Source organism: Streptomyces sp. NPDC046870, from assembly GCF_040704595.1.
GTDB lineage: Bacteria > Actinomycetota > Actinomycetes > Streptomycetales > Streptomycetaceae > Streptomyces > Streptomyces argyrophylli.
The window spans coordinates 40,939-64,994 of sequence record NZ_JBEYXM010000023.1 but is presented as its reverse complement, the minus strand read 5'-3'; the positions used below and the strand labels follow the sequence as shown (position 1 = coordinate 64,994).

26 protein-coding genes and 1 pseudogene are annotated in these 24,056 nt (G+C 73.8%); 18 read left to right on the top strand and 9 right to left on the bottom strand.

Features of this window, described 5'->3' with window-relative positions; genetic code table 11:
• The first annotated feature begins 2 nt into the window (after positions 1–2).
• From AB0946_RS33215 to AB0946_RS33185, 7 genes are all read left to right on the top strand, one after another.
• Positions 3–167, top strand: a complete 165-nt coding sequence (locus tag AB0946_RS33215; protein ID WP_014672133.1) for a hypothetical protein — start codon at positions 3–5, stop codon at positions 165–167.
• Positions 158–814, top strand: a complete 657-nt coding sequence (gene hisH / locus AB0946_RS33210) for an imidazole glycerol phosphate synthase subunit HisH (RefSeq protein ID WP_366764396.1) — start codon at positions 158–160, stop codon at positions 812–814. The genes AB0946_RS33215 and hisH overlap by 10 nt, the downstream gene beginning before the upstream one ends.
• Positions 815–817: 3 nt before the next feature.
• Entirely contained in the window at positions 818–1,543 is a 726-nt protein-coding gene (gene priA / locus AB0946_RS33205) for a bifunctional 1-(5-phosphoribosyl)-5-((5-phosphoribosylamino)methylideneamino)imidazole-4-carboxamide isomerase/phosphoribosylanthranilate isomerase PriA (RefSeq protein WP_366751403.1), read from the top strand.
• The gene (locus AB0946_RS33200) at positions 1,540–1,929 is read left to right on the top strand and encodes a RidA family protein (protein ID WP_366764395.1); all 390 of its coding nucleotides are present in this window, start codon (positions 1,540–1,542) and stop codon (positions 1,927–1,929) included. The genes priA and AB0946_RS33200 overlap by 4 nt, the downstream gene beginning before the upstream one ends.
• Positions 1,930–1,953: 24 nt before the next feature.
• Complete coding sequence (hisF, locus tag AB0946_RS33195; RefSeq protein WP_366764394.1) at positions 1,954–2,709, top strand: imidazole glycerol phosphate synthase subunit HisF; 756 nt, start codon at positions 1,954–1,956, stop codon at positions 2,707–2,709.
• Positions 2,710–2,838: 129 nt separating this feature from the next.
• Positions 2,839–3,426 (top strand): helix-turn-helix domain-containing protein, encoded by a 588-nt coding sequence (locus tag AB0946_RS33190; protein ID WP_366764393.1) that lies wholly within the window; start codon positions 2,839–2,841, stop codon positions 3,424–3,426.
• A gap of 22 nt (positions 3,427–3,448) precedes the next feature.
• Entirely contained in the window at positions 3,449–4,702 is a 1,254-nt protein-coding gene (locus AB0946_RS33185) for an MFS transporter (RefSeq protein WP_366764392.1), read from the top strand.
• A 7-nt stretch (positions 4,703–4,709) separates the two neighbouring features.
• On the opposite strand, the gene AB0946_RS33180 is transcribed toward AB0946_RS33185, so the two are convergent.
• Together AB0946_RS33180 and AB0946_RS33175 are read right to left on the bottom strand one after the other, a co-directional pair.
• Positions 4,710–5,108 carry a VOC family protein gene (locus AB0946_RS33180; protein WP_366764390.1) on the bottom strand — a complete coding sequence of 133 codons (399 nt, stop codon included), beginning with the start codon at positions 5,106–5,108 and terminating at the stop codon, positions 4,710–4,712.
• 12 nt (positions 5,109–5,120) lie between these two features.
• The gene (locus AB0946_RS33175; protein ID WP_366764389.1) at positions 5,121–5,756 is read right to left on the bottom strand and encodes a TIGR03085 family metal-binding protein; all 636 of its coding nucleotides are present in this window, start codon (positions 5,754–5,756) and stop codon (positions 5,121–5,123) included.
• Between the two features lie 118 nt (positions 5,757–5,874).
• Here AB0946_RS33175 and hisI point away from each other — a divergent pair, with 118 nt between their 5' ends.
• From hisI to lgt, 10 genes are all read left to right on the top strand, one after another.
• Positions 5,875–6,276 (top strand): phosphoribosyl-AMP cyclohydrolase, encoded by a 402-nt coding sequence (gene hisI, locus AB0946_RS33170; RefSeq protein ID WP_366764388.1) that lies wholly within the window; start codon positions 5,875–5,877, stop codon positions 6,274–6,276.
• Between the two features lie 10 nt (positions 6,277–6,286).
• Positions 6,287–7,786, top strand: coding sequence for an anthranilate synthase component I (locus AB0946_RS33165; protein ID WP_366764387.1), 1,500 nt, complete (start codon positions 6,287–6,289; stop codon positions 7,784–7,786).
• A 52-nt stretch (positions 7,787–7,838) separates the two neighbouring features.
• Positions 7,839–8,477 (top strand): TIGR02234 family membrane protein, encoded by a 639-nt coding sequence (locus tag AB0946_RS33160; RefSeq protein WP_366764386.1) that lies wholly within the window; start codon positions 7,839–7,841, stop codon positions 8,475–8,477.
• Between the two features lie 116 nt (positions 8,478–8,593).
• A complete protein-coding gene (locus tag AB0946_RS33155) occupies positions 8,594–8,851 on the top strand; it encodes an HGxxPAAW family protein (protein ID WP_366764385.1) in 258 nt (85 codons plus the stop codon).
• A gap of 108 nt (positions 8,852–8,959) precedes the next feature.
• Positions 8,960–9,391 (top strand): DUF2752 domain-containing protein, encoded by a 432-nt coding sequence (locus tag AB0946_RS33150; RefSeq protein ID WP_366764384.1) that lies wholly within the window; start codon positions 8,960–8,962, stop codon positions 9,389–9,391.
• 133 nt (positions 9,392–9,524) lie between these two features.
• Positions 9,525–10,334: an indole-3-glycerol phosphate synthase TrpC gene (gene trpC / locus AB0946_RS33145; RefSeq protein ID WP_171157252.1), complete on the top strand. Its 810-nt coding sequence runs from the start codon at positions 9,525–9,527 to the stop codon at positions 10,332–10,334.
• A gap of 324 nt (positions 10,335–10,658) precedes the next feature.
• Entirely contained in the window at positions 10,659–11,942 is a 1,284-nt protein-coding gene (trpB, locus tag AB0946_RS33140) for a tryptophan synthase subunit beta (protein WP_366764383.1), read from the top strand.
• A complete protein-coding gene (gene trpA, locus AB0946_RS33135) occupies positions 11,939–12,757 on the top strand; it encodes a tryptophan synthase subunit alpha (RefSeq protein ID WP_366764382.1) in 819 nt (272 codons plus the stop codon). Before trpB ends, trpA begins: the two co-directional genes overlap by 4 nt.
• A gap of 111 nt (positions 12,758–12,868) precedes the next feature.
• Positions 12,869–13,642 carry a thioredoxin domain-containing protein gene (locus AB0946_RS33130; protein ID WP_366764381.1) on the top strand — a complete coding sequence of 258 codons (774 nt, stop codon included), beginning with the start codon at positions 12,869–12,871 and terminating at the stop codon, positions 13,640–13,642.
• Positions 13,643–13,733: 91 nt separating this feature from the next.
• Entirely contained in the window at positions 13,734–14,690 is a 957-nt protein-coding gene (lgt, locus tag AB0946_RS33125; protein WP_366764380.1) for a prolipoprotein diacylglyceryl transferase, read from the top strand.
• A gap of 67 nt (positions 14,691–14,757) precedes the next feature.
• Here the strand turns inward: lgt and AB0946_RS33120 are convergent, their stop codons facing one another.
• The 7 genes and pseudogenes from AB0946_RS33120 to AB0946_RS33090 all read right to left on the bottom strand — a co-directional run.
• Positions 14,758–15,570 carry a CoA ester lyase gene (locus tag AB0946_RS33120; protein WP_366764379.1) on the bottom strand — a complete coding sequence of 271 codons (813 nt, stop codon included), beginning with the start codon at positions 15,568–15,570 and terminating at the stop codon, positions 14,758–14,760.
• Entirely contained in the window at positions 15,567–16,817 is a 1,251-nt protein-coding gene (locus AB0946_RS33115) for a CoA transferase (protein WP_366764378.1), read from the bottom strand. Before AB0946_RS33115 ends, AB0946_RS33120 begins: the two co-directional genes overlap by 4 nt.
• A complete protein-coding gene (gene rbsK, locus AB0946_RS33110; RefSeq protein ID WP_366764377.1) occupies positions 16,814–17,707 on the bottom strand; it encodes a ribokinase in 894 nt (297 codons plus the stop codon). Before rbsK ends, AB0946_RS33115 begins: the two co-directional genes overlap by 4 nt.
• Positions 17,704–19,065 (bottom strand): ADP-ribosylglycohydrolase family protein, encoded by a 1,362-nt coding sequence (locus AB0946_RS33105; protein WP_366764376.1) that lies wholly within the window; start codon positions 19,063–19,065, stop codon positions 17,704–17,706. Before AB0946_RS33105 ends, rbsK begins: the two co-directional genes overlap by 4 nt.
• Positions 19,053–20,237, bottom strand: coding sequence for an ADP-ribosylglycohydrolase family protein (locus AB0946_RS33100; protein ID WP_366764375.1), 1,185 nt, complete (start codon positions 20,235–20,237; stop codon positions 19,053–19,055). Before AB0946_RS33100 ends, AB0946_RS33105 begins: the two co-directional genes overlap by 13 nt.
• An 8-nt stretch (positions 20,238–20,245) precedes the next feature.
• The gene (locus tag AB0946_RS33095) at positions 20,246–21,364 is read right to left on the bottom strand and encodes an ADP-ribosylglycohydrolase family protein (protein WP_366764374.1); all 1,119 of its coding nucleotides are present in this window, start codon (positions 21,362–21,364) and stop codon (positions 20,246–20,248) included.
• 365 nt (positions 21,365–21,729) lie between these two features.
• Positions 21,730–22,716: pseudogene (locus AB0946_RS33090) on the bottom strand (ADP-ribosylglycohydrolase family protein); the annotation flags it as partial.
• A gap of 262 nt (positions 22,717–22,978) precedes the next feature.
• On the opposite strand from AB0946_RS33090, the gene AB0946_RS33085 reads away from it, so the two are divergent.
• Complete coding sequence (locus tag AB0946_RS33085) at positions 22,979–23,710, top strand: VIT1/CCC1 transporter family protein (protein WP_366764373.1); 732 nt, start codon at positions 22,979–22,981, stop codon at positions 23,708–23,710.
• The last annotated feature ends 346 nt before the right edge of the window (positions 23,711–24,056 follow it).

Here is a 24,056-nt window from a genome sequence, read left to right as displayed (position 1 = left end):
CCATGACCGGTCTGTCGACCCTCCTGATCGTCGTCGGCCTCTTCCTGGTCGGCGGCATCATCTCCTTCGTCAAGCAGAAGATGCCCACCAGCCTGATCGTGCTGCTCTCGATCGGCGCGGGCCTGTGCCTGGTGGCGGGTGTCATGCGGCTGGAGGTGTGGAATTGAGCACCGCGTCCACCACCAAGAAGGTCGTCGTCTTCGACTACGGCTTCGGCAACGTCCGCTCCGCCGAGCGGGCCCTCGCGCGCGTGGGCGCCGACGTCGAGATCACGCGTGACTTCGACAAGGCGATGAACGCCGACGGCCTGCTCGTGCCGGGCGTCGGCGCCTTCGCCGCCTGCATGCAGGGCCTGCGCGCCGCCCGGGGCGACTGGGTCGTGGACCGCCGGCTGTCCGGCGGGCGCCCGGTCATGGGCATCTGCGTCGGCATGCAGATCCTCTTCGCGCGCGGCATCGAGCACGGCGTGGAGGCCGAGGGCCTGGACGAGTGGCCCGGCACGGTCGCGCCGCTCCAGGCCGACGTCGTGCCCCACATGGGCTGGAACACCGTGGACGCCCCGGCCGACTCGCGGCTGTTCGCCGGCCTGGACGCCGACGCGCGGTTCTACTTCGTGCACTCCTACGCCGTCCACGACTGGGCCCTGGAGAGCCACAACCCGGTGATCGAGGCCCCCAAGGTCACCTGGTCGACGCACGGCAAGCCGTTCGTGGCCGCCGTGGAGAACGGCGCCCTGTGGGCCACCCAGTTCCACCCCGAGAAGTCCGGCGACGCCGGCGCCCAGCTCCTCACCAACTGGATCGGAACCCTGTAGACCATGGCCAAGCTCGAACTCCTCCCCGCCGTCGACGTCCGCGACGGCCAGGCCGTCCGCCTCGTGCACGGCGAGTCCGGGACCGAGACCTCCTACGGCTCCCCGCTGGAGGCCGCCCTCGCCTGGCAGCGGTCCGGCGCCGAGTGGCTGCACCTGGTCGACCTGGACGCCGCGTTCGGCACCGGCGACAACCGCGCCCTGATCGCCGAGGTCGCGGGGGCCATGGACATCAAGGTGGAGCTGTCCGGCGGCATCCGCGACGACGACACCCTCGCCGCCGCCCTCGCCACCGGCTGCACCCGGGTGAACCTCGGCACGGCCGCCCTGGAGACCCCCGAGTGGGTCGCCCGGGTGATCGCCGAGCACGGCGACAAGATCGCCGTCGGCCTGGACGTGCGCGGCACCACGCTGCGCGGCCGGGGCTGGACCCGCGACGGCGGTGACCTCTACGAGACGCTGGAGCGCCTCGACAAGGAGGGCTGCGCCCGCTACGTCGTCACCGACATCGCCAAGGACGGCACCCTCCAGGGCCCCAACCTGGAGCTGCTGAAGAACGTCTGCGCCGCCACGGACCGCCCGGTCGTGGCCTCCGGCGGCGTGTCGTCCCTGGACGACCTGCGTGCCCTCGCCGAACTGGTACCCCTCGGTGTCGAGGGCGCCATCGTAGGGAAGGCGCTGTACGCGAAGGCGTTCACCCTGGAAGAGGCCTTGGAGGCTGTGTCGTCATGAGCGGAGCCGTGCGGCGCGTGCAGAGCGGAAGTCCCTGGGAAGAGAGTTTCGGATTCGCGCGCGCCGTCGCGGCGGGTGACCGGGTGCTGGTGGGCGGCACGACGTCCTTCAAGGGCACCGTGCTGTACGGGGAGGGCGACCCGTACGAACAGGCCAAGGTGGCCTTCACCAGCGCCCTGGAGGCGATCGGCGAGTTCGGGCTCGGCATCGAGTCCGTGATCCGTACGCGGATGTACCTGACCCATGCGCGGGACGTCGACGCCGTCGGGCGGGCCCACCAGGAGCTGTTCGACGCCGTCCGCCCGGTCTCCACCCTGCTGGTCGTCGAGGGGTTCGTCGACCCGCGCATCCTGGTCGAAGTGGAACTAGAAGCACTCAGAGGCTGAAGGCCTTTAAGGAGCCGTGGATTCATGACCCTGGCGGTCCGAGTCATCCCCTGCCTGGACGTGGACAACGGCCGGGTCGTCAAGGGCGTCAACTTCCAGAACCTGCGCGACGCCGGCGACCCCGTCGAGATGGCCAAGGTGTACGACGCCGAGGGCGCCGACGAGCTGACGTTCCTGGACATCACCGCGTCCTCCGGCAACCGGGAGACGACGTACGACGTGGTCCGCCGCACCGCCGAGCAGGTGTTCATCCCGCTGACCGTGGGCGGCGGCGTCCGCACGGCACAGGACGTGGACAGGCTGCTGCGCGCGGGCGCCGACAAGGTGGGCGTCAACACGGCGGCCATCGCGCGCCCCGACCTGATCCGTGAGATCGCCGAGCGGTTCGGCCGGCAGGTGCTGGTCCTCTCCGTGGACGCGCGCCGCACCCCCGGGGGCACCTTCGAGGTCACCACCCACGGCGGCCGGCGCGGCACCGGCATCGACGCGGTGGAGTGGGCGCACCGGGCGGCCGAGCTGGGCGCGGGGGAGATCCTGCTGAACTCCATGGACGCGGACGGCACCAAGGACGGCTACGACCTCGAAATGATCGCGGCGGTGCGCAAGCACGTGACCGTCCCGGTGATCGCCTCCGGCGGCGCGGGCAAGCCGGCCGACTTCCCCCCGGCCGTCGACGCGGGCGCGGACGCGGTCCTGGCCGCCTCGGTGTTCCACTTCGGGGACCTGAGAATCGCCCAGGTGAAGGAGACGTTGCGGGGGGCGGGGCACCCGGTGAGGTAGCCGCCGCTTCCGACGGGCCCCGGCCGATGGCCGGGGCCTTTTTCCGGCCCGATGCGCAAGAAATGTTGCGCAAGAAAAATTGCGCAAGAGATATTGCGCAACTTCTCTTGCGTGTCTAGCGTTCGGGTCATGGCACGCGAGGAGAACCGCCGGATCACGGACATCGGGACGCTCAAGGCGCTCGCCCATCCGCTGCGCATGAGGCTGTACCGCCTGCTGTTCGTCGCGGAGGCCGCCACCGCGTCCCAGCTCGCCGAGCAGGTGGACGAGGCCGTCTCCCTCGTCAGCTACCACCTGCGCAAGCTGGCCGAGCACGGTCTCGTCGAGGAGGCCGAGCCACGCAGCGCGGACGCGCGGGAGCGCTGGTGGCAGCCGGCGTCCGATGGCGTCACCATCCGTGACGAGGACTTCCGGGACGCCCCCGAGAAGGCGGCGGCGCACCTGGCGGCCTCCCGGATGTTCCTGGAGCAACGCGCCGAGATGTACCGCAGGTACCTCGACGAACGCGCCCAGTGGGGGCCGGGGTGGAACACCGCGGCCCACGACTCGGAGGCCCTGCTCCGGCTCACCGCCGGTGAGCTCGCCGAACTCAAGAAGGACCTGACCGACCTGATCGAGCGGTACGACGAGCAGGGGCGGGTCCGCGAGGCCGCCGGTGACACCGAGGGGCGCGAGCATGTCGCGCTGCACGTGTACGGCTTCCCGTTCCGCGTCTGACGTCTGAGAGGACAGCCCTGCCGTGACCAGCCCTCCCGCGACCGCCCCGCTCGTACCGCCCGCCGCCGCGCGGGCGCACCGCGACCCCAACGTGCTGCGGTGGCTCGGGGCCTACACCTCCTCGATGCTCGGCGACAGCGTCTACTACCTCGCCCTGTCCTGGGCCGCCGTCCAGGCCGGGAGCCCCGCGCAGGCCGGGCTGGTGATGTCGGCCAGCGCGCTGCCCAGGGCCGTGCTGATGCTCGGCGGGGGAGTGGCCGCCGACCGGTTCGGACCGCGCCGGGTCGTCATCGGCAGTGACGCCGTGCGCTGTGCCGCCGTCCTCGCCGTGGCCGCCCTGCTGTTCCTCACCAGCCCCGGGCTGTGGCCGCTCGCCCTGCTGGCGCTGGTCTTCGGCACCGTCGACGCCGTGTTCCTGCCCGCCGTGGGCGCCCTGCCGGCCCGTCTCACCGGGAAGGACCAGCTCGCCCGGGTCCAGGGCATGCGCGGCCTCGCGATCCGCTTCGCGAGCGTCGTGGGCGCCCCGCTCGGCGGACTCGCCGTGGCCGTCGGCGGAGCCCCGGCCGCGTTCGCCGTCGCCGGGCTGCTCATCGCCGTGTCGCTCCCGCTGCTGGTGTCGGTGCGGGTACGGCGGCTGCCGCAGGACGGCGCGCCCGGCACGGCGGGAACCGCCTGGAGCGACCTGAGGGCCGGACTGCGCTACATCCGGCGGCACCGGGTGCTCGCGCCGCTGATGGTCGCCATCGCCCTCGGTGACCTCGGCTTCGTCGGACCGCTGAACGTCGGGCTGACCCTGCTCGCCGACCGGCGCGGCTGGGGTGCCGCGGGCATGGGCGGGGTGCTCGCCGGGTTCGGGGTCGGCGCGGGGGCCGCGTCGCTGCTGCTGACCGTCCGGGGGCGGCTGCCGCGCGCGGGGCTGGTCGCGGGGTACGCCATCATCGCGGGCTGCGTGGCCATCGGCGCCCTCGCCTACGTACCCGGTCTCGTGGCCGCCGTCGCCACGGCCGTGCTGGTCGGCCTGCTCACCGGGCTCAGCGGCGCGATGTGCGGCGCCCTGCTCCAGACCCAGTCCGACCCGGCCTACCTCGGCCGGGTCACCTCCGTCTCCAGTCTGGTCAGCCTCGGCCTGACCCCGCTGAGCATGCCGTTCGCCGCCGCCGCGATCGGGGCCTGGGGTCCCGGCCCCGTGTTCACCGCCAGCGCGGCCGTCTGCGGGCTCGGCGGGGCCGTCGCCCTCGCCGTACCAGCCCTGCGCCGCGCCGAACTCCCCGGCTGACCGGCCCTCACCGCCTGGGCTGAACCAGCTGCACCAGATTGCCCACGGTGTCGTCGAACACCGCCGCGACGACCGGCCCCTGCTCCTGCGGGGGGTGCGTGAACCGGACACCGAGGCCGCGCAGCCGCTCGTACTCCGCTCCCAGGTCGTCCACCGAGAAGACGATGCACGGCAGCCCGGCCTCGTACAGCGCCCTGCGGTACGGCTCCGCGACCGGGCCCTGGCCGGGCTCCAGCAACAGCTGGAGATCCGGCTGGGCGCCCTCCCGCGCCCCGACCGTCACGAACAGCGTGCCGTCGCCCAGGTCCATGTGCGTGCGGGTCTCGAAGCCGAGGACCTCGGTGTAGAAGGCGTGCGCCGTCGCCACGTCGTCCACGTACACGCCGGTCATCGCCACCTTGATCACGGGCCGGTCCTCTCAGATGCCCAGTCGCCTGCTCTCGTGCAGCGTGGTGATCGCCTCCGCGTCGCCGTCCAGCTCCACCTTGGCGGCGCGCTGCCGGCCGTACGCGAACATCAGCAGCTCCGCCGGCTCGCCGGTCACCGTGACCACCGGGGTGCCCCGGTGCGCCACCACCGTCTGGCCGTCCGGGCGGCGCAGCACCAGACCCGTCGGCACGCCCCGGCCCATCAGCCGCGCGGTGCGCTCCAGGCGGGACCACAGCGCGTCCTGGAAGACCGGGTCCAGTTCGCGCGGGCTCCAGTCCGGCTGGGCGCGGCGGACGTCCTCCGTGTGGACGTAGAACTCCACGATGTTGGCCGCCTCGTCCACCTGCTTGAGCTGGAAGGGCGAGAAGCGCGGCGGGCCGGTACGGATGAGGTGGATCAGCTCCTCGTACGGCTTCGCGGTGTACTCGCCCATCACCTTCTCCAGACGCGGCGCGAGCTGCTTGATCAGCGCGCCCCCCGCCGCGTCCGGGCGGCGCTCGCGCACGATGACGTGGGCGGCCAGGTCCCGGGCCCGCCAGCCCTCGCAGAGGGTCTCGGCGTCCGGCCCGACGGTTTCCAAGAGGTCGGCGAGGAGAAGCCGTTCACGCTTGGCGAAGGTCGACATGCTGTCAGCCTACGGCCACGTAACGGGTCCGCCCACCCGTGGAAGCGCTCCGCGCCGCCGTGACCGTTCCATGGACGGCCGTGTCCGGCCGCCGGTCCCGGGCGGCACAATGTGACCCATGACCAGTGCGACCGGTGCCCTCCCGCCCAGCAGCCTCGACCCGGAGATCGCCGCGCGGCTCAAGCGCAGCGCCGACGGGCTCGTCCCCGCCATCGCCCAGCAGTACGACACCGGAGAGGTGCTCATGCTCGGCTGGATGGACGACGAGGCCCTGCACCGCACGCTGACCACCGGCCGCTGCACCTACTGGTCCCGCAGCCGCCGGGAGTACTGGGTCAAGGGCGACACCTCCGGCCACGTCCAGTGGGTGAAGTCGGTCGCGCTGGACTGCGACGCCGACACCCTGCTGGTCAAGGTCGACCAGGTCGGCGCCGCCTGCCACACCGGCGCCCGCACCTGCTTCGACGCCGACGTGCTCCTGAAGGACGCCGGTTCCGGCGCACCCGGATCCGGTCAGTAAGGTCGCGGCCATGGAACTGGAGACCTTCCGCAAGCTGGCCACCGACCGGCGCGTCATCCCGGTCACGCGCAAGCTGCTCGCCGACGGCGACACCCCGGTCGCGCTGTACCGCAAGCTCGCAGCCGAGCGTCCCGGCACCTTCCTGCTGGAGTCCGCGGAGAACGGCCGTTCCTGGTCCCGTTACTCCTTCGTCGGCGTCCGCAGCGCCGCCACGCTCACCGCGCGGGACGGGCAGGCCCACTGGCTCGGCACCCCGCCCGTCGGCGTCCCCACCGACGGCGACCCCCTCGCGGCCCTGCGCGCCACCCTCCAGGCCCTGCACACCCCGCACCAGGAGGGCCTGCCGCCCTTCACCGGCGGCATGGTCGGCTACCTGGGCTACGACATCGTCCGCCGGCTGGAGAAGATCGGCCCCGGCGAGCGTGACGACCTGCGGCTGCCCGAGCTGACCATGCTGCTCACCAGCGACCTGGCGGTGATGGACCACTGGGAGGGCTCGGTCCTGCTGATCGCCAACGCGATCAACCACAACGACCTCGACACCGGCGTCGACGAGGCGTACGCGGACGCCGTCGCCCGCCTCGACGCCATGGAGGCCGACCTCTCCCGCCCGGTCGCCCAGCCCCCGGCCCACCTGCCGCCCTCCGAGCTGCCCGAGTACACCGCCCGCTGGGGCGGCCCCGACTTCCAGCGGGCCGTCGAGGACGTCAAGGAGCGCATCCGCGCGGGCGAGGCCTTCCAGGTCGTGCCCTCCCAGCGCTTCGAGACGCCGTGCACGGCCACCGCCCTGGACGTCTACCGGGTGCTGCGGACCACCAACCCCTCGCCGTACATGTACCTCTTCCGCTTCGACGGGTTCGACGTCGTCGGCTCCTCCCCGGAGGCGCTGGTGAAGGTCGAGGACGGACGCGCGATGGTCCACCCCATCGCCGGCACCCGGCACCGCGGGGCCACCCCGCAGGAGGACCAGGCCCTCGCCGAGGAACTCCTCGCCGACCCCAAGGAACGTGCCGAGCACCTGATGCTCGTCGACCTCGGCCGCAACGACCTCGGACGGGTCTGCGAGCCCGGTTCCGTCGAGGTGGTCGACTTCATGTCCGTCGAGCGCTACTCGCACGTGATGCACATCGTCTCGACCGTCACCGGCAGGGTAGCCCCCGGCCGCACGGCCTTCGACGTGCTCACCGCCTGCTTCCCGGCCGGCACCCTCTCCGGCGCCCCCAAGCCCCGGGCGATGCAGATCATCGACGAACTGGAGCCGTCCCGGCGCGGCCTGTACGGCGGCTGCGTCGGCTACCTGGACTTCGCCGGCGACTCCGACACCGCGATCGCCATCCGCACGGCCCTGCTCCGTGACGGCACGGCCTACGTCCAGGCGGGTGCCGGCATCGTCGCCGACTCCGACCCGGTCGCGGAGGACCAGGAGTGCCGCAACAAGGCGGCGGCGGTGCTGCGGGCGGTGCACACCGCCAACCGGCTGGGCGAGCAGGGCGCTCCGGCTCGCGCGTAGGACGCTTCTCATACGAACCCCGGGTGACGCCTCACCCGGGGTTCAGGCGATAGTGGGGTATGTGACTGCCGTACCTGACCCCCGTTCCCAAGCCGCCGCGTCCGCCCGGTCCGGCCGGCGGAGCCTCGCCGTGGCCCTCCTGTGCGGTGCGCTCGGCGCGGCCGTGACGCTGCTCGCGACCCGGCAGCGCTGGGCGGAGGGCACCGCGACGGTGGCCGGCGGCGCGTTCCCGCTGACCGCCAGGGGCAGCGACGTCACGGGCGTCCCCGCGGCCCTCGCCATAGTGGGCCTCGCCGCGCTCGTCGCCGTCTTCGCCGTCCGCAGGGCCGGCCGGTTCCTCGTCTCGGGGCTGCTCGCGCTCTCCGGCGCCGGGATCGCCGCCGCGGCCCTCGTGTCCGCCTCCGACAGCTCCGCGCTGGACGAGCAGGCCGCCAAGGCGAGCGGCGACACCTCCGCCACGGTCGATGCCCTCAGCCACACCGGCTGGCCCTACGTCGCGGCCGCCGGCGGCGTGCTGCTCCTGCTCGCCGGTCTGCTCGCCCTGCGCTACGGCCGCCTGTGGCCCGCGATGTCCGGCCGCTACGAGCGCGGCACCGCCCGCCCGCGGCGCACGGCCCGGCCGGTCGACCCGGAGCGGCCCGAGGAGATCTGGAAGGCGCTGGACCGGGGCGAGGACCCGACGGGCGCCTGAATCCCGGATGTGGTGAACCAGACGCCACCCCCGCGTCCGGCACACGCACGCGTACGGGACAATGGACGGCGAGCGTCCGGCTCGTACGACACACAGACAGCAACGAGGAGCAAGTCATGGCGGGCAGCAGCCACGGTCACACCCCGGCCGCCTGGACCGGTGTCATCATCGCCTTCATCGGTTTCTGCGTCGCGGGTGCCTTCATGGTGATGGCCCAGCCCGTCGGCTTCTGGGCCGGCATCGCCCTCACCCTCCTCGGTGGTGTGGTCGGCGGCATCATGCGCGCCATGGGCCTCGGCCAGCCCAAGCAGGAGCGCGCCCTGCCGCACACCGCGCCCGCCGCGACGCGCGAGCCGGCGGCCGCGAATAGCTGAGTCAGGGTCTTCCGCGAGGGGCGGTCCGGCAGCCGAACGGGTGCTGCGGACCGCCCCTCGCGTTCGCCGGGTGAGGCGGGTCCGTGACCGGCGGGGCAGAATGCCCGCGTGAACGTCCACAGCCGACCGGTCGCCGCCCTCGTCCCCGTCTGGCGGCGGATCGCCGTGCCGGTGGCCCTGCTGGCGGCCGTGGCCGGGGCCTTCGCGTACGTGGGGGCCGTGGACCCGAACGAACCCGGGCACTACCCCGTGTGCCCGCTGTACCGGCTCACCGGGCTGTACTGCCCGGGCTGCGGGGGACTGCGGAGCGCGCACGCCTTCGTGCACGGCGATCTGCTCGGGGCGCTGCGCGACAACGCGCTCGGCGTGCTGGCCTACCTGGGCTTCGCCGTGCTGTGGACCGTCTGGGTGGTCCGCGCGGCACGCGGCCGACCGGTGCGGATCGAGCCCGGACCGGCACCGCTGTGGGCGGCGGGCGTCCTGCTGCTGGTGTTCACCGTCGTCCGGAACCTGCCGTTCGGTGGCTGGCTCCATCCTTGATCATCAACGAACGTCCAGGTAGTGGGACCGGCCGCCACCGGATGCGAGGCCTCGGCGCTGCTGCGGATACCATCGGTTTGACCACGGGTTTTCAGAACCTGAAGGAACCACCGTCTGGAAGGGGGCCGCTCGCGTGAGTGTGCTCGACGAGATCATCGACGGAGTCCGTGCCGACCTCGCGGAGCGGCAGGCACGCGTCACCCTCGACGAGCTCAAGGAGCGCGCGGCCAAGGCCCACGCCGCCAAGGACGGGGTGGCCGCGCTCAAGGGCGACGGCGTCAAGGTGATCTGCGAGGTGAAGCGCTCCAGCCCCTCCAAGGGCGCGCTGGCCGCGATCGCCGATCCCGCCGGACTCGCCGCCGACTACGAGGCGGGCGGCGCGGCCGTCATCTCCGTCCTCACCGAGCAGCGCCGCTTCGGCGGCTCGCTCGCCGACCTGGAGGCGGTGCGCGCGCGGGTCGACATCCCCGTCCTGCGCAAGGACTTCATCGTCACGTCGTACCAGCTCTGGGAGGCCCGGGCGTACGGCGCCGACCTCGCGCTGCTGATCGTGGCCGCCCTGGACCAGCCGGCCCTGGAGTCGCTGATCGAGCGGGCGGAGTCCATCGGCCTGACCCCCCTCGTCGAGGTGCACGACGAGGACGAGGTCGAGCGGGCCGTGGACGCGGGCGCCAAGGTCATCGGCGTCAACGCGCGCAACCTGAAGACGCTGGAGGTGGACCGCGGCACGTTCGAGCGGGTCGCCCCGGAGATCCCGGACACCCTCGTGAAGGTCGCCGAGTCCGGCGTCCGCGGCCCGCACGACCTGATCGCGTACGCCAACGCCGGCGCCGACGCGGTGCTGGTCGGCGAGTCCCTGGTGACCGGCCGCGACCCGAAGGCGGCGGTCGCCGACCTGGTGGCGGCCGGCGAGCACCCGGCACTGCGGCACGGGCGCGGCTGATCACGCTAGGCTTGGCGGCGATGACTCTCACCGTGACGACCGTGGACCGGCACGCGCGCCTGGCGCGCGGCTGCCGTCCGCGTGGCTGCCGCGCTCCCGCGCGCCGCGTGCACGGCCGTCGCGTCCGGTACGTCATCGGCGACGAACCCGGGCAGGTCAACGGACGCCGATGGCAGCGCGCCCCGAAGGGGCGCGGGATTCCTGTCTGACGTGCGGCCACCGCCGCGTGTGCGCGAGCAACCACACCCGGCCCGAGGCCGTACGACCGGCCCCGCCCCCACGGCGATCAGTGTTGTCCCACCGCACTCACCGTGAGGTTTCCGCATGCCCAGCGAGTTCTTCATCCCCGATCCCGCCGGCCAGGTGCCCAGCGCCGAGGGCTACTTCGGCGCGTTCGGCGGCAAGTTCATCCCGGAGGCCCTCGTCGCCGCCGTGGACGAGGTCGCCGTCGAGTACGACAAGGCCAAGCACGACCCCGAGTTCGCCCGTGAGCTCGACGACCTGCTCGTCCACTACACCGGCCGCCCGTCGGCGCTCACCGAGGTGCCCCGTTTCGCCGAACACGCCGGTGGCGCCCGTGTGTTCCTCAAGCGCGAGGACCTCAACCACACCGGCTCCCACAAGATCAACAACGTGCTCGGCCAGGCCCTGCTCACCAAGCGCATGGGCAAGACCCGGGTCATCGCCGAGACCGGCGCCGGCCAGCACGGCGTGGCGACGGCCACCGCCTGCGCGCTGTTCGGCCTCGACTGCACCATCTACATGGGCGAGGTCGACACCCGGCGCCAGGCCCTCAACGTCGCCCGCATGCGCATGCTCGGCGCCGAGGTCGTCGCCGTGAAGTCCGGCAGCCGCACCCTGAAGGACGCCATCAACGAGGCGTTCCGCGACTGGGTCGCCAACGTCGACCACACCCACTACCTCTTCGGCACGGTCGCCGGACCCCACCCGTTCCCGGCCATGGTCCGCGACTTCCACCGGGTGATCGGCGTGGAGGCGCGGCGCCAGCTCCTGGAGCGCGCCGGCCGTCTCCCCGACGCGGCCGTCGCCTGTGTCGGCGGCGGCTCCAACGCCATCGGCCTCTTCCACGCCTTCATCCCGGACGAGAGCGTCCGCCTCATCGGCTGCGAGCCCGCCGGCCACGGCATCGAGACCGGCGAGCACGCGGCCACCCTCACCGCCGGTGAGCCCGGCATCCTGCACGGCTCCCGGTCCTACGTCCTCCAGGACGACGAGGGCCAGATCACCGAGCCGTACTCCATCTCGGCCGGCCTGGACTACCCGGGCATCGGCCCGGAGCACTCCTACCTGAAGGACTCCGGCCGCGGCGAGTACCGCGCGGTCACCGACGACGCCGCCATGCAGGCCCTGCGCCTGCTGTCGCGCACCGAGGGCATCATCCCGGCCATCGAGAGCGCCCACGCGCTGGCCGGCGCCCTGGAGGTCGGCAGGGAACTCGGCAAGGACGGCCTGATCGTCGTCAACCTGTCCGGACGCGGCGACAAGGACATGGACACCGCCGCCCGGTACTTCGGCCTCTACGACCCCGACGCCGAGGTGGCCGCCGACGAAGCCGACACCGCCGAGATCGAGGGGGACGCCAAGTGAGCGGGAACGCACAGCTGCTGAACGACACCCTCGCCGCCGCCAAGGCCGAGGGCCGCTCCGCGCTCATCGCCTACCTCCCGGCCGGCTTCCCCACCGTGGACGGCGGCATCGAGGCGATCAAGGCCGTCTTCGACGGCGGCGCCGACGTCGTCGAGGTCGGGCTGCCGCACAGCGACCCGGTGCTCGACGGCCCGGTCATCCAGACCGCCGACGACATCGCCCTGCGGGGCGGGGTGCGGATCGCCGACGTCATGCGCACGGTCCGGGAGGCCCACGAGGCCACCGGGAAGCCGGTGCTCGTCATGACGTACTGGAACCCCATCGACCGCTACGGCGTGGAGCGGTTCACCGCCGAGCTGGCCGAGGCGGGCGGCGCGGGCTGCATCCTGCCCGACCTGCCCGTGCAGGAGTCGGCGACGTGGCGGGAGCACGCCGAGAAGCACGGCCTCGCCACGGTCTTCGTCGTGGCGCCGAGCAGCAAGGACGAGCGGCTCGCCCAGATCACCGCGGCGGGCAGCGGCTTCGTCTACGCGGCCTCCCTCATGGGCGTCACCGGCACCCGCGAGTCCGTCGGCACGCAGGCCCAGGACCTGGTCCGGCGCACCCGCGCCACCGGTACCGAACTGCCCGTCTGCGTCGGTCTCGGCGTCTCCAACCGGGCCCAGGCCGCCGAGGTCGCCGGTTTCGCCGACGGCGTGATCGTCGGCTCGGCGTTCGTCAAGCGGATGCTGGACGCCCCCGATCACGCCTCCGGCATCGCGGCGGTCCGTGAGCTGGCCGGTGAGCTGGCGAAAGGCGTGCGCGGACAGGCGTGACGGACGGCAGTGACCGACGGCGAACGTCCCGAACCGGATGTTTCGGTCACTCGAACGGGTGGACCTCGGGCCGGGGAGGCGCGCTGCGCCTCCCCGGTTCGTTCTGGGGGTGTGAGCGAGAAGAACCGTGACGGAAAGCGCACCGCCCGGGAACGGCTGGCGGTCGAGCGCGAGAAGCAGAAGGCCGCGGAGAGGCGGCGGCGCACGCTCATCGTGGGCGCGAGCGTCGTCTGTGTCCTGGGGCTGGCGGCGGTGATCGGCGTGGTCGCCGCGAACGCCGGCAAGCACAAGAGCACCAGCGCGGGCCCGGCCGTCGCACCGTCGGGGGCGCAGGGCAAGGACGGCCTCGCGATCCCGGTCGGCAAGGACGGCGCCAGGTCGACGCTCACCGTCTGGGAGGACTTCCGCTGCCCGGCCTGCCAGGCCTTCGAGGCGGCGTACCGGCCGACCCTCCACGAACTGGCCGACGCCGGCAAGCTCAGGATCGAGTACCACCTCGTCCGGCTGATCGACGGCAACCTCGGCGGCACCGGCTCGCTGCGCGCCGCCAACGCCGCGGCCTGCGCCCAGGACGCCGGGAAGTTCCGCGACTACCACGACGTGCTGTACGCGAACCAGCCGAAGGAGACCGACGACGCCTTCGCGGGCAACGACAAGCTGATCGAGCTGGCCGGCAAGGTCAAGGGCCTGGACACGCCCGCCTTCCGCGCGTGCGTCCGGGACGGCAGGCACGACGGCTGGGTGGACAAGTCCAACCAGGCGTTCCGGTCCGGCGGCTTCACCGGTACGCCCACGGTGCTGCTCGGCGGCAAGAACATCTACCAGGACCAGACGATGACCCCGGCCAAACTCAGGCAACTGGTGGAGGCCGCCGCGCGCGGGTAAGCGTTTCTCACGCCCCCGTTATGGACCCGTAGCCGGTCCGCTTGCCGTCCCCACGGCCCGGCACGGTAGCGTCGGACATGCCATGAACCCCATGAACCTTGCCTCCATTCCCAGCCCGTCGCACGCGGTATGGCACCTCGGCCCCATCCCGCTGCGCGGCTACGCCTTCTGCATCATCATCGGCGTCTTCGTCGCCGTCTGGTTCGGCAACAAGCGCTGGATCGCCCGCGGCGGGCAGTCCGGCACGGTCGCCGACATCGCCGTCTGGGCCGTGCCGTTCGGCCTGGTCGGCGGCCGGCTCTACCACGTCATCACGGACTACGAGCTGTACTTCAGCGACGGCCGTGACTGGGTGGACGCCTTCAAGGTGTGGGAGGGCGGCCTCGGCATCTGGGGCGCCATCGCGCTCGGCGCGCTCGGCGCCTGGATCGGCGCGCGGCGCCGCGGCATCCCGATGCCCGCGTACGCCGACGCCGTCGCGCCCGGCATCGCGTTCGCGCAGGCCATCGGCCGCTGGGGCAACTGGTTCAACCAGGAGCTGTACGGCCGCGAGACCCATCTGCCCTGGGCGCTGCACATCACCTCCTCCGAGGGCGGCCGGGTGCCGGGGTACTACCACCCGACCTTCCTCTACGAGTCCCTGTGGTGCGTCGGCGTGGGCCTGCTGGTCATCTGGGCGGACCGCCGCTTCAAGCTGGGGCACGGCCGGGCGTTCGCCCTGTACGTCGCCGCGTACTGCGTGGGCCGGGGCTGGATCGAGTACATGCGGGTGGACGACGCCCACCACATCCTGGGCCTCCGTCTGAACGACTGGACCGCGCTGCTCGTCTTCCTGCTGGCGGTGACGTACATCGTGGTGTCGTCGAAGAAGCGGCCGGGACGGGAAGCCGTGGTCGAGCCGGGGGTCTCCGGCGACCCGGTCGAGGACACGGCGGCCGGCACGGACGCGGAGGCCGGCGCCGGCAAGGACGCGGAGGCCGGCGCCGGCACGGACGCCGATGCCGACGCGGAGGGCGAGCAGAAGGCGGCGCCGGCCGAGAAGAGCTGAACCCGTTCGTGGCACGACGCCGAGGGCGCCCGGAGGTCTTCCGGGCGCCCTCGGCGCGTGCGGAGGGTCAGCCGCGGGCAGCCAGCGACAGCGTCCGCCGTGCCATCGCCACCACCGCCGCGTCGATGAAGCGGCCGTCGGGCAGGGCCTGGGCGCCCTCGTTCACCGAGGCCGCTTTGATGACCGTCTCCGCGTGTTCGATCTCGGCCTGCGAGGGCAGGTAGGCCCGCTCGATCACCGGCAGCTGGCGGGGGTGGATCGCGGCGCGGCCCAGGAACCCGAGCGCCCGGCCGTGGGCGCAGGAGGCGGCCAGGCCGTCGAGGTCACGGATGTCCGGGTAGACGGTCTGCGAGGGCGGGGGCAGGCCCGCCGCACGGGCGGCGACGATCACCCGGGAGCGCGGCCAGTCCAGACCCGCGTCGGCCCGTACCCCGAGGTCGGCGCGGAGGTCGGCCTCGCCCAGGGCGATGCCCCGCAGGGCGGGGTGGGCGGTGGCGATGGCGTAGGCGTGCTCGATGCCGAGCGCCGACTCCAGGAGCGCGTAGAGCGGGACCGGTGTGACCACGGCGACCTGCCGCACCTCGCCCGGGGCCGTCACCTTCGGCAGCCGTACGCCGCACAGGCCCGGCAGACCGGCCAGGGCATGGAGGTCGGCGGCGGCCCAGACGCTGTCCAGGGCGTTGACGCGCACGTGCACCGGGACCGGCCGGGGCTCCGCCAGGAGTTCCGCGGTGGCCGCGCGGGCGTACTCCTTGCGGTCGGGGGCGACCGCGTCCTCCAGGTCGACCACGACCACGTCGGCGCCCGCCGCCAGGGCCTTGGCCACCACATGCGGGCGGTCGCCGGGGACGTAGAGCCAGGTGAGCGGGAAGCCGGTCACAGGGCGCCCTCCGCGCGCAGCGCCGCGACGGCGGCCGGGGTGAGCCCGAGTTCGGCGAGCACGGCGTCGGTGTCGGCGCCGTGCGGGCGGCCGGCCCAGCGGATCGCGCCGGGCGTGGCGGAGAGCCGGAAGAGGACGTTCTGCATGCGCAGCGGGCCCAGTTCCGGGTCGTCGACGGTGGTGACCGTGTCCAGCGCCTGGTACTGGGGGTCCACGAGGACGTCCCGGACGTCCTGCACCGGGGCCACCGCGGCCTCCGCCTCCTCGAAGGCCGCGAGCACCTCGGCACGGGTGCGGCCGGCGATCCAGGAGCCGACCGCCTCGTCCAGCACATCGGCGTGGGCGGCCCGGTCCGCGCCGGTGGCGAACCACGGCTCCTCGATCAGCTCCGGGCGGCCCACCAGCCGTAGCACCCGCTCGGCGACCGACTGGGCGGAGGTGGAGACGGCGACCCAGGTGCCGTCGGCGGTGCGGTAGGTGTTGCGCGGGGCGTTGTTCGCGGACCGGTTGCCGGTGCGCTCCTGGACGTAGCCGAGCTGGTCGTACCAGGTGGCGTGGGGGCCGAGGACCGACAGGATCGGTTCGATGATCGCCATGTCGACCGTCTGTCCGGTGCCGGTGCGCTCGCGCGCGGCCAGCGCCGTCAGCACGGCATAGGCGGTCGCCAGGCCGGCGATCGAGTCGGCGAGACCGAAGGGCGGCAGCGTCGGTGGCGCGTCCGGTTCGCCGGTGACCGCGGCGAAGCCGCTCATCGCCTCGGCGAGGGTGCCGAAGCCGGGGCGGTGCGCGTAGGGGCCGAACTGGCCGAACGCGGTCACCCGGGCCAGGACCAGCCGGGGGTTGGCCGCGCAGAGCTCCGGCCAGCCGAGGCCCCATTTCTCCAGGGTTCCGGGGCGGAAGTTCTCGATCACCACGTCGGCGGTTGCGGCCAGCCGCAGCAGGGTGGCCCGCCCGCCGGGCGTGGACAGGTCGAGGGTGATGGCCCGCTTGTTGCGGCCGAGCACCTTCCACCACAGGCCGACGCCGTCCTTGGCCGGACCGTGGCCCCGGGACGGGTCGGGCCGCCGGGGATGCTCCACCTTGATCACCTCGGCGCCGAAGTCACCGAGCAGCGTCGCGGCCATCGGCCCGGCGAAGAGGGTCGCGAGGTCCAGCACCCGCAGCCCGTCCAGGGCCGGGGACGTCCGTGCCGACGCGGCGGTCGCAGCCGTTCCAGCCGTCGTAGGTGTCGATCTCGTCGTGTTCATGCGCTGTACTGGGCCTCGATCTCCGGGCGGTACGGCATCGACGTCGACGCGCCTTCCCGCTGGACGGAGATCGCCGCCGCTGCCGCCGCCCAGGACAGGGCCTCCCGCACCGGCTTCTCCTCGGCGAGGGCCACCGCGAACGTACCGGCGAACGTGTCGCCCGCGCCCGTGGAGTCCACGGCCCGCACGGGGGGCGCGGGGACGACGAGCGGTTCGGCGCCCCGGGTCAGGTACAGGCAGCCCGTGGCACCCAGCGTCACCACGACCTCCGGCACCAGGTCCAGCAGGGCGGCGGCCGCCTCGCGCGGGTCGGTGCGGCCGGTGAGGGTGACCGCCTCGTACTCGTTCGGCACCAACAGGTCGATCGCCCTCAGGAGTTCGGGTGGCAGCGGCTGGACGGGGGACGGGGTGAGGACCGTGCGGACGCCGTGCCGGCGGGCCGCCTCCGCGCCCGCGACGACCGCCGCCCGCGGGATCTCCAGTTGCAGCAGCAGGGCGTCGGCGGTCGCGATCACTCCCTCGTCGCCGGGGCAGAGGTGGTCGACCGTGCCGTTCGCGCCGGGGATGACGACGATCGCGTTGCCGCCCTCGTCGTCCACCACGATGTGCGCGGTGCCGGACGGCCCCTCGACCGTGCGCAGGAAGTCGGTGTCCACGCCCGAGTGTTCGAGGGTGTCGCGCAGCCGCGCGCCGAAGGCGTCGTTGCCGACCGCGCCGATCATCGAGACGGTGGCGCCGGCGCGGGCCGCGGCGATCGCCTGGTTGGCGCCCTTGCCGCCGGGGATCGTACGGAACTCCCGTCCCGTCACGGTCTCCCCGCGCCGCGGGGCCTTGGCGACGTACGTGACGAGGTCCATGTTCGTGCTGCCGAGGACGGCGATGTGGGTCATGGTCGGGTCGCCTCCAGGTGGGTGAGGTGGGCGAGGGCGTCGAAGCCGGTGCCGTCGAAGTCCGCGACGGTCGTGGCGAGCCGGTTCTTCAGCGGGGCCCGCCAGCGCTCGGGGAGCGCGCCGGGGGAGCCGGCGAGCAGGCCGGCGATGCTTCCGGCGGTGGCGCCGTTGGAGTCGGTGTCCCAGCCACCCGACACGGCACGGCAGACGGAGCCGGTGAAGTCGCCGCCGGCGTGGGTGAGGGCGGCGACGGTCAGGGCGGTGTTGGGCAGGGCGTGCACCCAGTGGTGGGTGGGACCGTAGACGGCGTGGAGTTCGTCCACGACGTCGTCGAAGTCGTCCGTGACAGTGGCCAGCCGGACGGCGTGGTCGATCGCCTTCGCCAGGCGGGAGCGGGCCGGGACCACCGCGCGGCCGGTGCGCAGACAGGCGTGGACGTCGTGCGTGCCGGTGGCGGCCGTGGCGATGGCGGCGGCCGTGAACATCGCCGCGTAGACGCCGTTCGCGGTGTGCGTGAGGACCGCGTCGCGGTGGGCCTGTTCGGCGGCGGCGGCCGGGTCGCCCGGGTTGCTCCAGCCGTGCATGTCGGCGCGGATCAGCGCGCCGATCCACTCGCGGAACGGGTTGCGGTGGCGGGCCGTGTGCGGGGGTTCGATGCCCGTGAGCAGGTTGCGGTGGGCGACGCGCTCGGCGGTGAAGGTACGCCCGGGCGGGAGTTCCTCCAGCCAGAGCCGGGCCACGTCGTCGGTGGTGAAGGCCCTGCCGTGGCGCTGGAGCAGAAGGAGGTTGAGCAGGGGGTAGTTCAGGTCGTCGTCCTCGGGCATGCCGTCGATGTTCTCGGCGAGCGAGGTGGCGGCCGAACGGCGGTTCCAGGGGTGGGCGGCCAGCAGGTCGCCGGGGACTCCCCGGGCGGTGAACCAGGTGGAGAGGGGCCAGTTCCCGGTCGCCCGGGCGAGGGCGCGGATGCCGTCGAGCGGGAGCTTCTCGACCGGTTTGCCGAGGAGACAGCCGATGGCCCGGCCGAGCCAGGCGGCCTCCAGGGCGCGGGGGTCCGGTGCGGTGGCGGACCGTCCGGTGGGCCAGTCGGGGCACCGGGACCTGATGCGGGCCAGGTCGGTCGGCTCGTCGTCGGCGAAGCGGCTGGGCAGATCGGCGAGTTCGTCCAGCAGGTCCTCCGCCAGCAGGCGCAGGTAGCGGGAGACGCGGTGCGGGGACGCGCCCGCGCACTCCGGGGCGTCCGGGCCGCCCGCCGCCCGCCAGCGCGCCTCGATCGCCTTCGGCTCACGCCCGTCCAGGCGGGCCTGGCGCAGTTCGTGGCCCAGCAGGTCCTCCGGCTGGACCCAGGTCAGTCGGAGCACGGCCGGCCTCCGAGCGCGGTGAACGCCTCCCCGTGGGCGCGCCGGCGGCGGACGTCCCGGTCGAAGATCTCGCACGTGACCTCGGTGAGCGTCCGGGCCGGCGCCCACAGGTCCAGCCGGCTGGCGTCGGCGACCGTCTTCGCCCACTCCTCGGGGGCGGGCGAGCCGAGCGCGCCCGCGAGGGCGCCGGCCATCGTCGCGATCGAGTCGCAGTCACGGCCGTAGTTGACGGAGCCGAGCACGGCCTGCCGGTAGTCGCCGCCGGAGACGACCAGCATGCCCAGCGCGACCGGGAGTTCCTCGATGGAGTGCAGCCGGGAGGGGCGGCGGGCGGCGAGGGAGGGGGCGCGGTAGTCCGGCCCGACGGTGTCGTACGGCTCCACCGCCGCGCGCAGCGGACCGAGCGCCGACTCGAAGTCCCGGTGCCGGGCGGCGACTTCGCACACCTTCTCGATCGCCGTGCGGGTGCCGTCCTTGGCCAGCGACAGGCAGGCGTCCACCACCGAGCCGGGGGTCGCGCCGGGGGCGGTGGCGGCGGCCACCGCCGCGGCGAACACACCGGCCGCCTCCCGGCCGTACGACGACTGGTGCGCGCCCGCGACGTCCAGCGCCTCGGCGTACGCGGCGGCCGGGTGGGCCGCGTTGACCAGGCCGACCGGGGCCATGTACATCGCGGCGCCGCAGTTGACGATGTTGCCGGTGCCCGCTTCCCGGGGGTCGGCGTGACCGTAGGCGAGCCTGGCCACCAGCCACTTCTCGGCGAGGAAGAGGCGGTGCAGCGGCAGGGCCTCGGCCTCCAGTTCGGGGATCCAGCGGGGGGTGGTCATCAGGTCCGGGACCAGGTGCTCGGCGATCGCGTACGCGTCGAGGTGGTCGCGGACGCGGTCGTAGACGCGGACCAGCGCGTGTGTCATCAGGGTGTCGTCGGTGACGTGGCCGTCGCCCTTGTGGTACGGCGCGATGGGACGGGCGGTGCGCCAGGCGTCACCGTGCCAGGGACCGACGATGCCGCGCACGCGACCGCCGTGCCGCTCGGCGATCTGGTCGGGGGAGTAGCCCTCGACCGGGCCGCCGAGGGCGTCACCCACGGCGGCTCCCACCAGCGCGGCGGTGACGCGGTCGGCGAGACCGTTCGGGGCGGGGCCGCTGCTTTCTTCTTCTTTGGGCGTCATGCCCCGAATCATCCTCCTGGGCGGGCCGGTTGTGCGGCTTCCAGGAGTCCGGCGAGTTCCACCAGGTCGGTGCCGGTGAGACGGGGCAGGGTGCAGCCGGGCAGGACGCGGCAGGCGTCCCGCCAGGTCGCGGGAACGGCCGCGCCGCCGCCGAGGGCGCCGGTGAGCGCGCCGGCGAGGGCGGGCGCGGAGTCGGCGACCCGGGACAGGCAGGCGGCGGCCGGTACGGCCTCGGCGATCCGGCCCCGGGCCGCGGTGGCCAGGGCGAGCGCGACGGGGACGGTCTCGGCGGCGGCGATGCCGTAGCTGTAGACGTGGTCGACGATCTGGTGTTCCAGGAGGGGGACGAGGGCGAAGGCGGACCCGCTGTCCTCGGCCAGGGCCAGGGCGTGGCGGGCGTTGCGGCCGATCTCGGTGTCCGCCGGGAGTTCGGCGAGCGCGGCGGTCACGCAGGCGTCGGTGTCCGCGTCGGCGAGGGCGAGGGAGAGGGCCGCCGCCATGGCCCGCGCGCCGTGCACGCCGTCGCCGTCCTGGGTGTAGCGGGCGTCGAACTCGGCGAGCGCGGCGGCCTGCCGCGGGTCGCCGGGGTGTGCCACGGCGAGGACGCAGGCGCGGACGCAGGCCGCGTCGTCGAAGTAGTGCGGGTTGTCGTGGCCGGTGGCGGGCGGGCGCAGGCCGGTGGCGAGGTTGCCGAGGCCGGCGCGGACGGAGATGCGGGCGCGCAGCGGCAGGACGGCGGACTCGATCTCCGGGGCGCGGTCCGCCGCGGCGGCGACCTCGGAGGCCACGGCGGTCCAGGTGAGGTCGATGGCGGCGCGCATACGGCGGGCCCGGCTGAGGTCGCCGAGGACGTCGTCGTCGCCGGCGCGCAGGACCGCCTCCGCGGCGAACGCCGCCCACTCGGCGTCGTCGGAGGGGCCGAGGCGGAGCGGTTCGGGGGGCTGGTTGAGGGCGATCGGCACCGGGAGGGTGGTGGTGGCGTTCTGCTCGGCGAAGGTGTCCAGTTCCCGGGTGAGGCGGCGGGTCCACTCGGGCATGCGGGCGGCGCGGTGCCGGGCGGCGGGCCAGCCGGCGGCGTCCCCGGCGGCGAGGCCGAGGAGGAGGCCCTCGATACGGCGCGCCGTCATGACCGGCCCTCGCCGTCCGGTTGCCCGGCGTGCCCGGTGCCCACCAGCGGGCTCCGCTCCCCGGCCCCGCGGTCCCCCGCCCGCCCACCATCCGACCCGGTCGGCTCAGAGGCGGGGGGAGGTGACGGGAGGAGTTCGGTCGGCCGGACGGCGTCGGGCAGGGGGAGGAGTTCGGTCGGCCGGACGGCGTCGGGCAGCGGGAGGAGCTCGGCCGGCTCCGTCACACCGTCGGCCGCTGCCCGCTCCCCCTGCGCCACGGCCGCCGGCAGGACCGCGGCCAGGGGCGCCGCCACGGCCGCCGGGATGACCTCCCGTTTCCCCGCCACCCCGGCTGCCGCCCCTTCCCTGCCCGCTTCCGCCGCCGTCAGCAGGAGGTCCGCGACGTCCAGCACGTGGTGGCCGGCGATGGACGGCAGGCAGCGGCCCCGGGCCGGGCCGATCGCGGACGACCAGTGCGGCGGGATCGCCGGGAGGCCCTGGGTGGCGCCGGAGAGGGCGCCCGCCACCGCCGCCGTCGTGTCCGCGTCGCGGCCCATGTTGACGGCCGTCAGGACCGCCTCCCGGAAGTCGCCGTCGGCCGCCGCGTACGCGCCGAAGGCGAGGGCGACCGCTTCCGGGGCCAGGTCGGTCCAGGGGTAGCCGCCGATGACGACCGCGGAGCGCACCGCGCGTTCGCCGCGGTGCGCCACCGACACCGCGCGCCGCAGGGAGCGCGCCGTCCAGGAGTCGTCCGGGATCACCGCGAGGGCCGCGGCGATCACCACCGGGACCGCCGCGCCGGTCATCGCCGCGGCCACGCCCGCCGCGACCGCCTGGCCGCCGTAGATGCCCTCCCCCTCGTGGCTGACGGAGCCGTCGACGGCCACCAGCCGGGCCGCTTCGGCGGGACGCCCGGCGGCGAAGACCCCGAAGGGCGCCGCCCGCATCGCCAGCCCGTCGCTCCAGGCGTGCCGGTGCTGCGCGGAGATGGGGGCGGCGAGGCCACGGCGGAGGTTCTCCAGCGTGCCGCGCTCGCTGAAGCCCGCGCCGCGGAAGGGACCCTCCGCCCGGTCGGCGATCCACTCGTGCCAGGCCGTCTCGACGTGCTCCGGGGTGAGCGCCGAGCCGTGCCGGGCCAGCAGCAGACCGGAGAAGATCGCGTACTCGGTGTCGTCCGTGCCGTACGGCTGCTCGCTGACGTACCCGGTGATCCGGCCCCAGCGGGCGCGGATCTCGGAGGGTCTGAGGTTCTCCGCCGGTGCGCCCAGCGCGTCCCCGACGGCCAGGCCCAGCAGCGCGCCGCGGGCCCGCTCGCGGAGTCGGGGGGCGTCACCGGGCACCGGGGCCGTGGGGGTGCGGGCGATCGATGCCATGGGCGGCCTCCTTCGGCGGGTCCCACGGGACCCTCTGCGGATGTGTCCCACGGGAGGCGGCCGCATGAGCCAGGGGCGCGGCTCTGTCACCCGGTCAGCATCTGAGATGGCAATCGCACATTTGAGCGCTGGTGGGCGAAGCCGCAGGTTAGCCCAGCCTTTCCTTGCTGGCGCGAGCGAAATGAAGAGCGTAAGTTCTGTGTTGTCGAAATATAGAACTCGTCCAAAGTTAGCTTTGGCTTAGCTTCCCTGGGGGTCCCGGATGGCCATTCTCGAAACCGAGGCCGCGCTGCACGAGGCGCACCGCGACAACCACACGCACCGCGACGTGAACGGCGGATGGCTGCGTCCCGCCGTCTTCGGCGCCATGGACGGTCTCGTCTCCAACCTGGCCCTGATGACGGGCGTGGCCGGCGGGTCCGTGAGCCAGCACACCATCATCATCACCGGTCTCGCGGGTCTCGCGGCCGGCGCCTTCTCCATGGCGGCCGGTGAGTACACCTCCGTCGCCTCCCAGCGGGAGCTCGTCGAGGCCGAACTCGACGTCGAGCGCCGCGAGCTGCGCAGGCATCCGCAGGACGAGGAGGACGAGCTGGCCGCGCTGTACGTGGCCCGCGGGGTCGAGCCGGGCCTGGCCCGGCAGGTCGCCCGGCAGCTCTCCGCCGACCCCGAGCAGGCCCTGGAGATCCACGCCCGCGAGGAACTGGGCATCGACCCCGGGGACCTGCCCTCGCCGCTGGTCGCCGCCGTCTCGTCCTTCGGCTCGTTCGCGCTCGGCGCCCTGCTGCCCCTCCTGCCGTACCTGCTCGGTGCGACCGCGCTGTGGCCCGCCGTCCTGCTGGCCCTCGCCGGTCTCTTCGGGTGCGGTGCCGTCGTGGCCAAGGTGACCGCGCGCAGCTGGTGGTTCAGCGGTCTTCGGCAGCTCGCGCTCGGTGGTGCGGCGGCCGGTGTGACGTACCTCCTGGGCACCGTGTTCGGAACGGCCGTAGGATAGTGCGACCGGTACCTATGCGATGGGCCGCATAAGTACCCGTTACTCGCTGGTTTCGAGTGCATGACCACCGGGCATGAGCCGTAAGCGCTGTGGGCAATGACGCCTGCCGCACCCCCGCGGGGCGGGCGATGACGCTCTTCCCCGAAACCCCCCTTCGGGCCGCCGGACGCCGATCCGACCGATCGTGTCCGCAACGCCCCCCCGTACCCGTCGGCCGCCACCGCACGGCCCCCGCCGCCACCGCACGGCACCGCCGTCCTGGCACGGCACCGCGCCGCCACCGCACGGCGCCCGTCGCGTCCGCGCGGCACCGGAGCCGCGACCGCGGCGTCCGCATGTTGGAACG

What these genes read in the sequence shown, in the direction of transcription:
- priA (WP_366751403.1), top strand. Translation starts at nt 818, where the DNA reads ATGGCCAAGCTCGAACTCCTCCCCGCCGTCGACGTCCGCGACGGCCAG.
- AB0946_RS33100 (WP_366764375.1), bottom strand. Translation starts at nt 20,237, where the DNA reads ATGACGCCCAAAGAAGAAGAAAGCAGCGGCCCCGCCCCGAACGGTCTC.
- hisF (WP_366764394.1), top strand. Translation starts at nt 1,954, where the DNA reads ATGACCCTGGCGGTCCGAGTCATCCCCTGCCTGGACGTGGACAACGGC.
- AB0946_RS33175 (WP_366764389.1), bottom strand. Translation starts at nt 5,756, where the DNA reads ATGTCGACCTTCGCCAAGCGTGAACGGCTTCTCCTCGCCGACCTCTTG.
- trpB (WP_366764383.1), top strand. Translation starts at nt 10,659, where the DNA reads ATGCCCAGCGAGTTCTTCATCCCCGATCCCGCCGGCCAGGTGCCCAGC.
- lgt (WP_366764380.1), top strand. Translation starts at nt 13,734, where the DNA reads ATGAACCTTGCCTCCATTCCCAGCCCGTCGCACGCGGTATGGCACCTC.
- AB0946_RS33115 (WP_366764378.1), bottom strand. Translation starts at nt 16,817, where the DNA reads ATGAACACGACGAGATCGACACCTACGACGGCTGGAACGGCTGCGACC.
- AB0946_RS33165 (WP_366764387.1), top strand. Translation starts at nt 6,287, where the DNA reads ATGGAACTGGAGACCTTCCGCAAGCTGGCCACCGACCGGCGCGTCATC.
- AB0946_RS33085 (WP_366764373.1), top strand. Translation starts at nt 22,979, where the DNA reads ATGGCCATTCTCGAAACCGAGGCCGCGCTGCACGAGGCGCACCGCGAC.
- AB0946_RS33190 (WP_366764393.1), top strand. Translation starts at nt 2,839, where the DNA reads ATGGCACGCGAGGAGAACCGCCGGATCACGGACATCGGGACGCTCAAG.
- AB0946_RS33200 (WP_366764395.1), top strand. Translation starts at nt 1,540, where the DNA reads ATGAGCGGAGCCGTGCGGCGCGTGCAGAGCGGAAGTCCCTGGGAAGAG.
- AB0946_RS33095 (WP_366764374.1), bottom strand. Translation starts at nt 21,364, where the DNA reads ATGACGGCGCGCCGTATCGAGGGCCTCCTCCTCGGCCTCGCCGCCGGG.
- hisI (WP_366764388.1), top strand. Translation starts at nt 5,875, where the DNA reads ATGACCAGTGCGACCGGTGCCCTCCCGCCCAGCAGCCTCGACCCGGAG.
- rbsK (WP_366764377.1), bottom strand. Translation starts at nt 17,707, where the DNA reads ATGACCCACATCGCCGTCCTCGGCAGCACGAACATGGACCTCGTCACG.
- AB0946_RS33155 (WP_366764385.1), top strand. Translation starts at nt 8,594, where the DNA reads ATGGCGGGCAGCAGCCACGGTCACACCCCGGCCGCCTGGACCGGTGTC.
- AB0946_RS33215 (WP_014672133.1), top strand. Translation starts at nt 3, where the DNA reads ATGACCGGTCTGTCGACCCTCCTGATCGTCGTCGGCCTCTTCCTGGTC.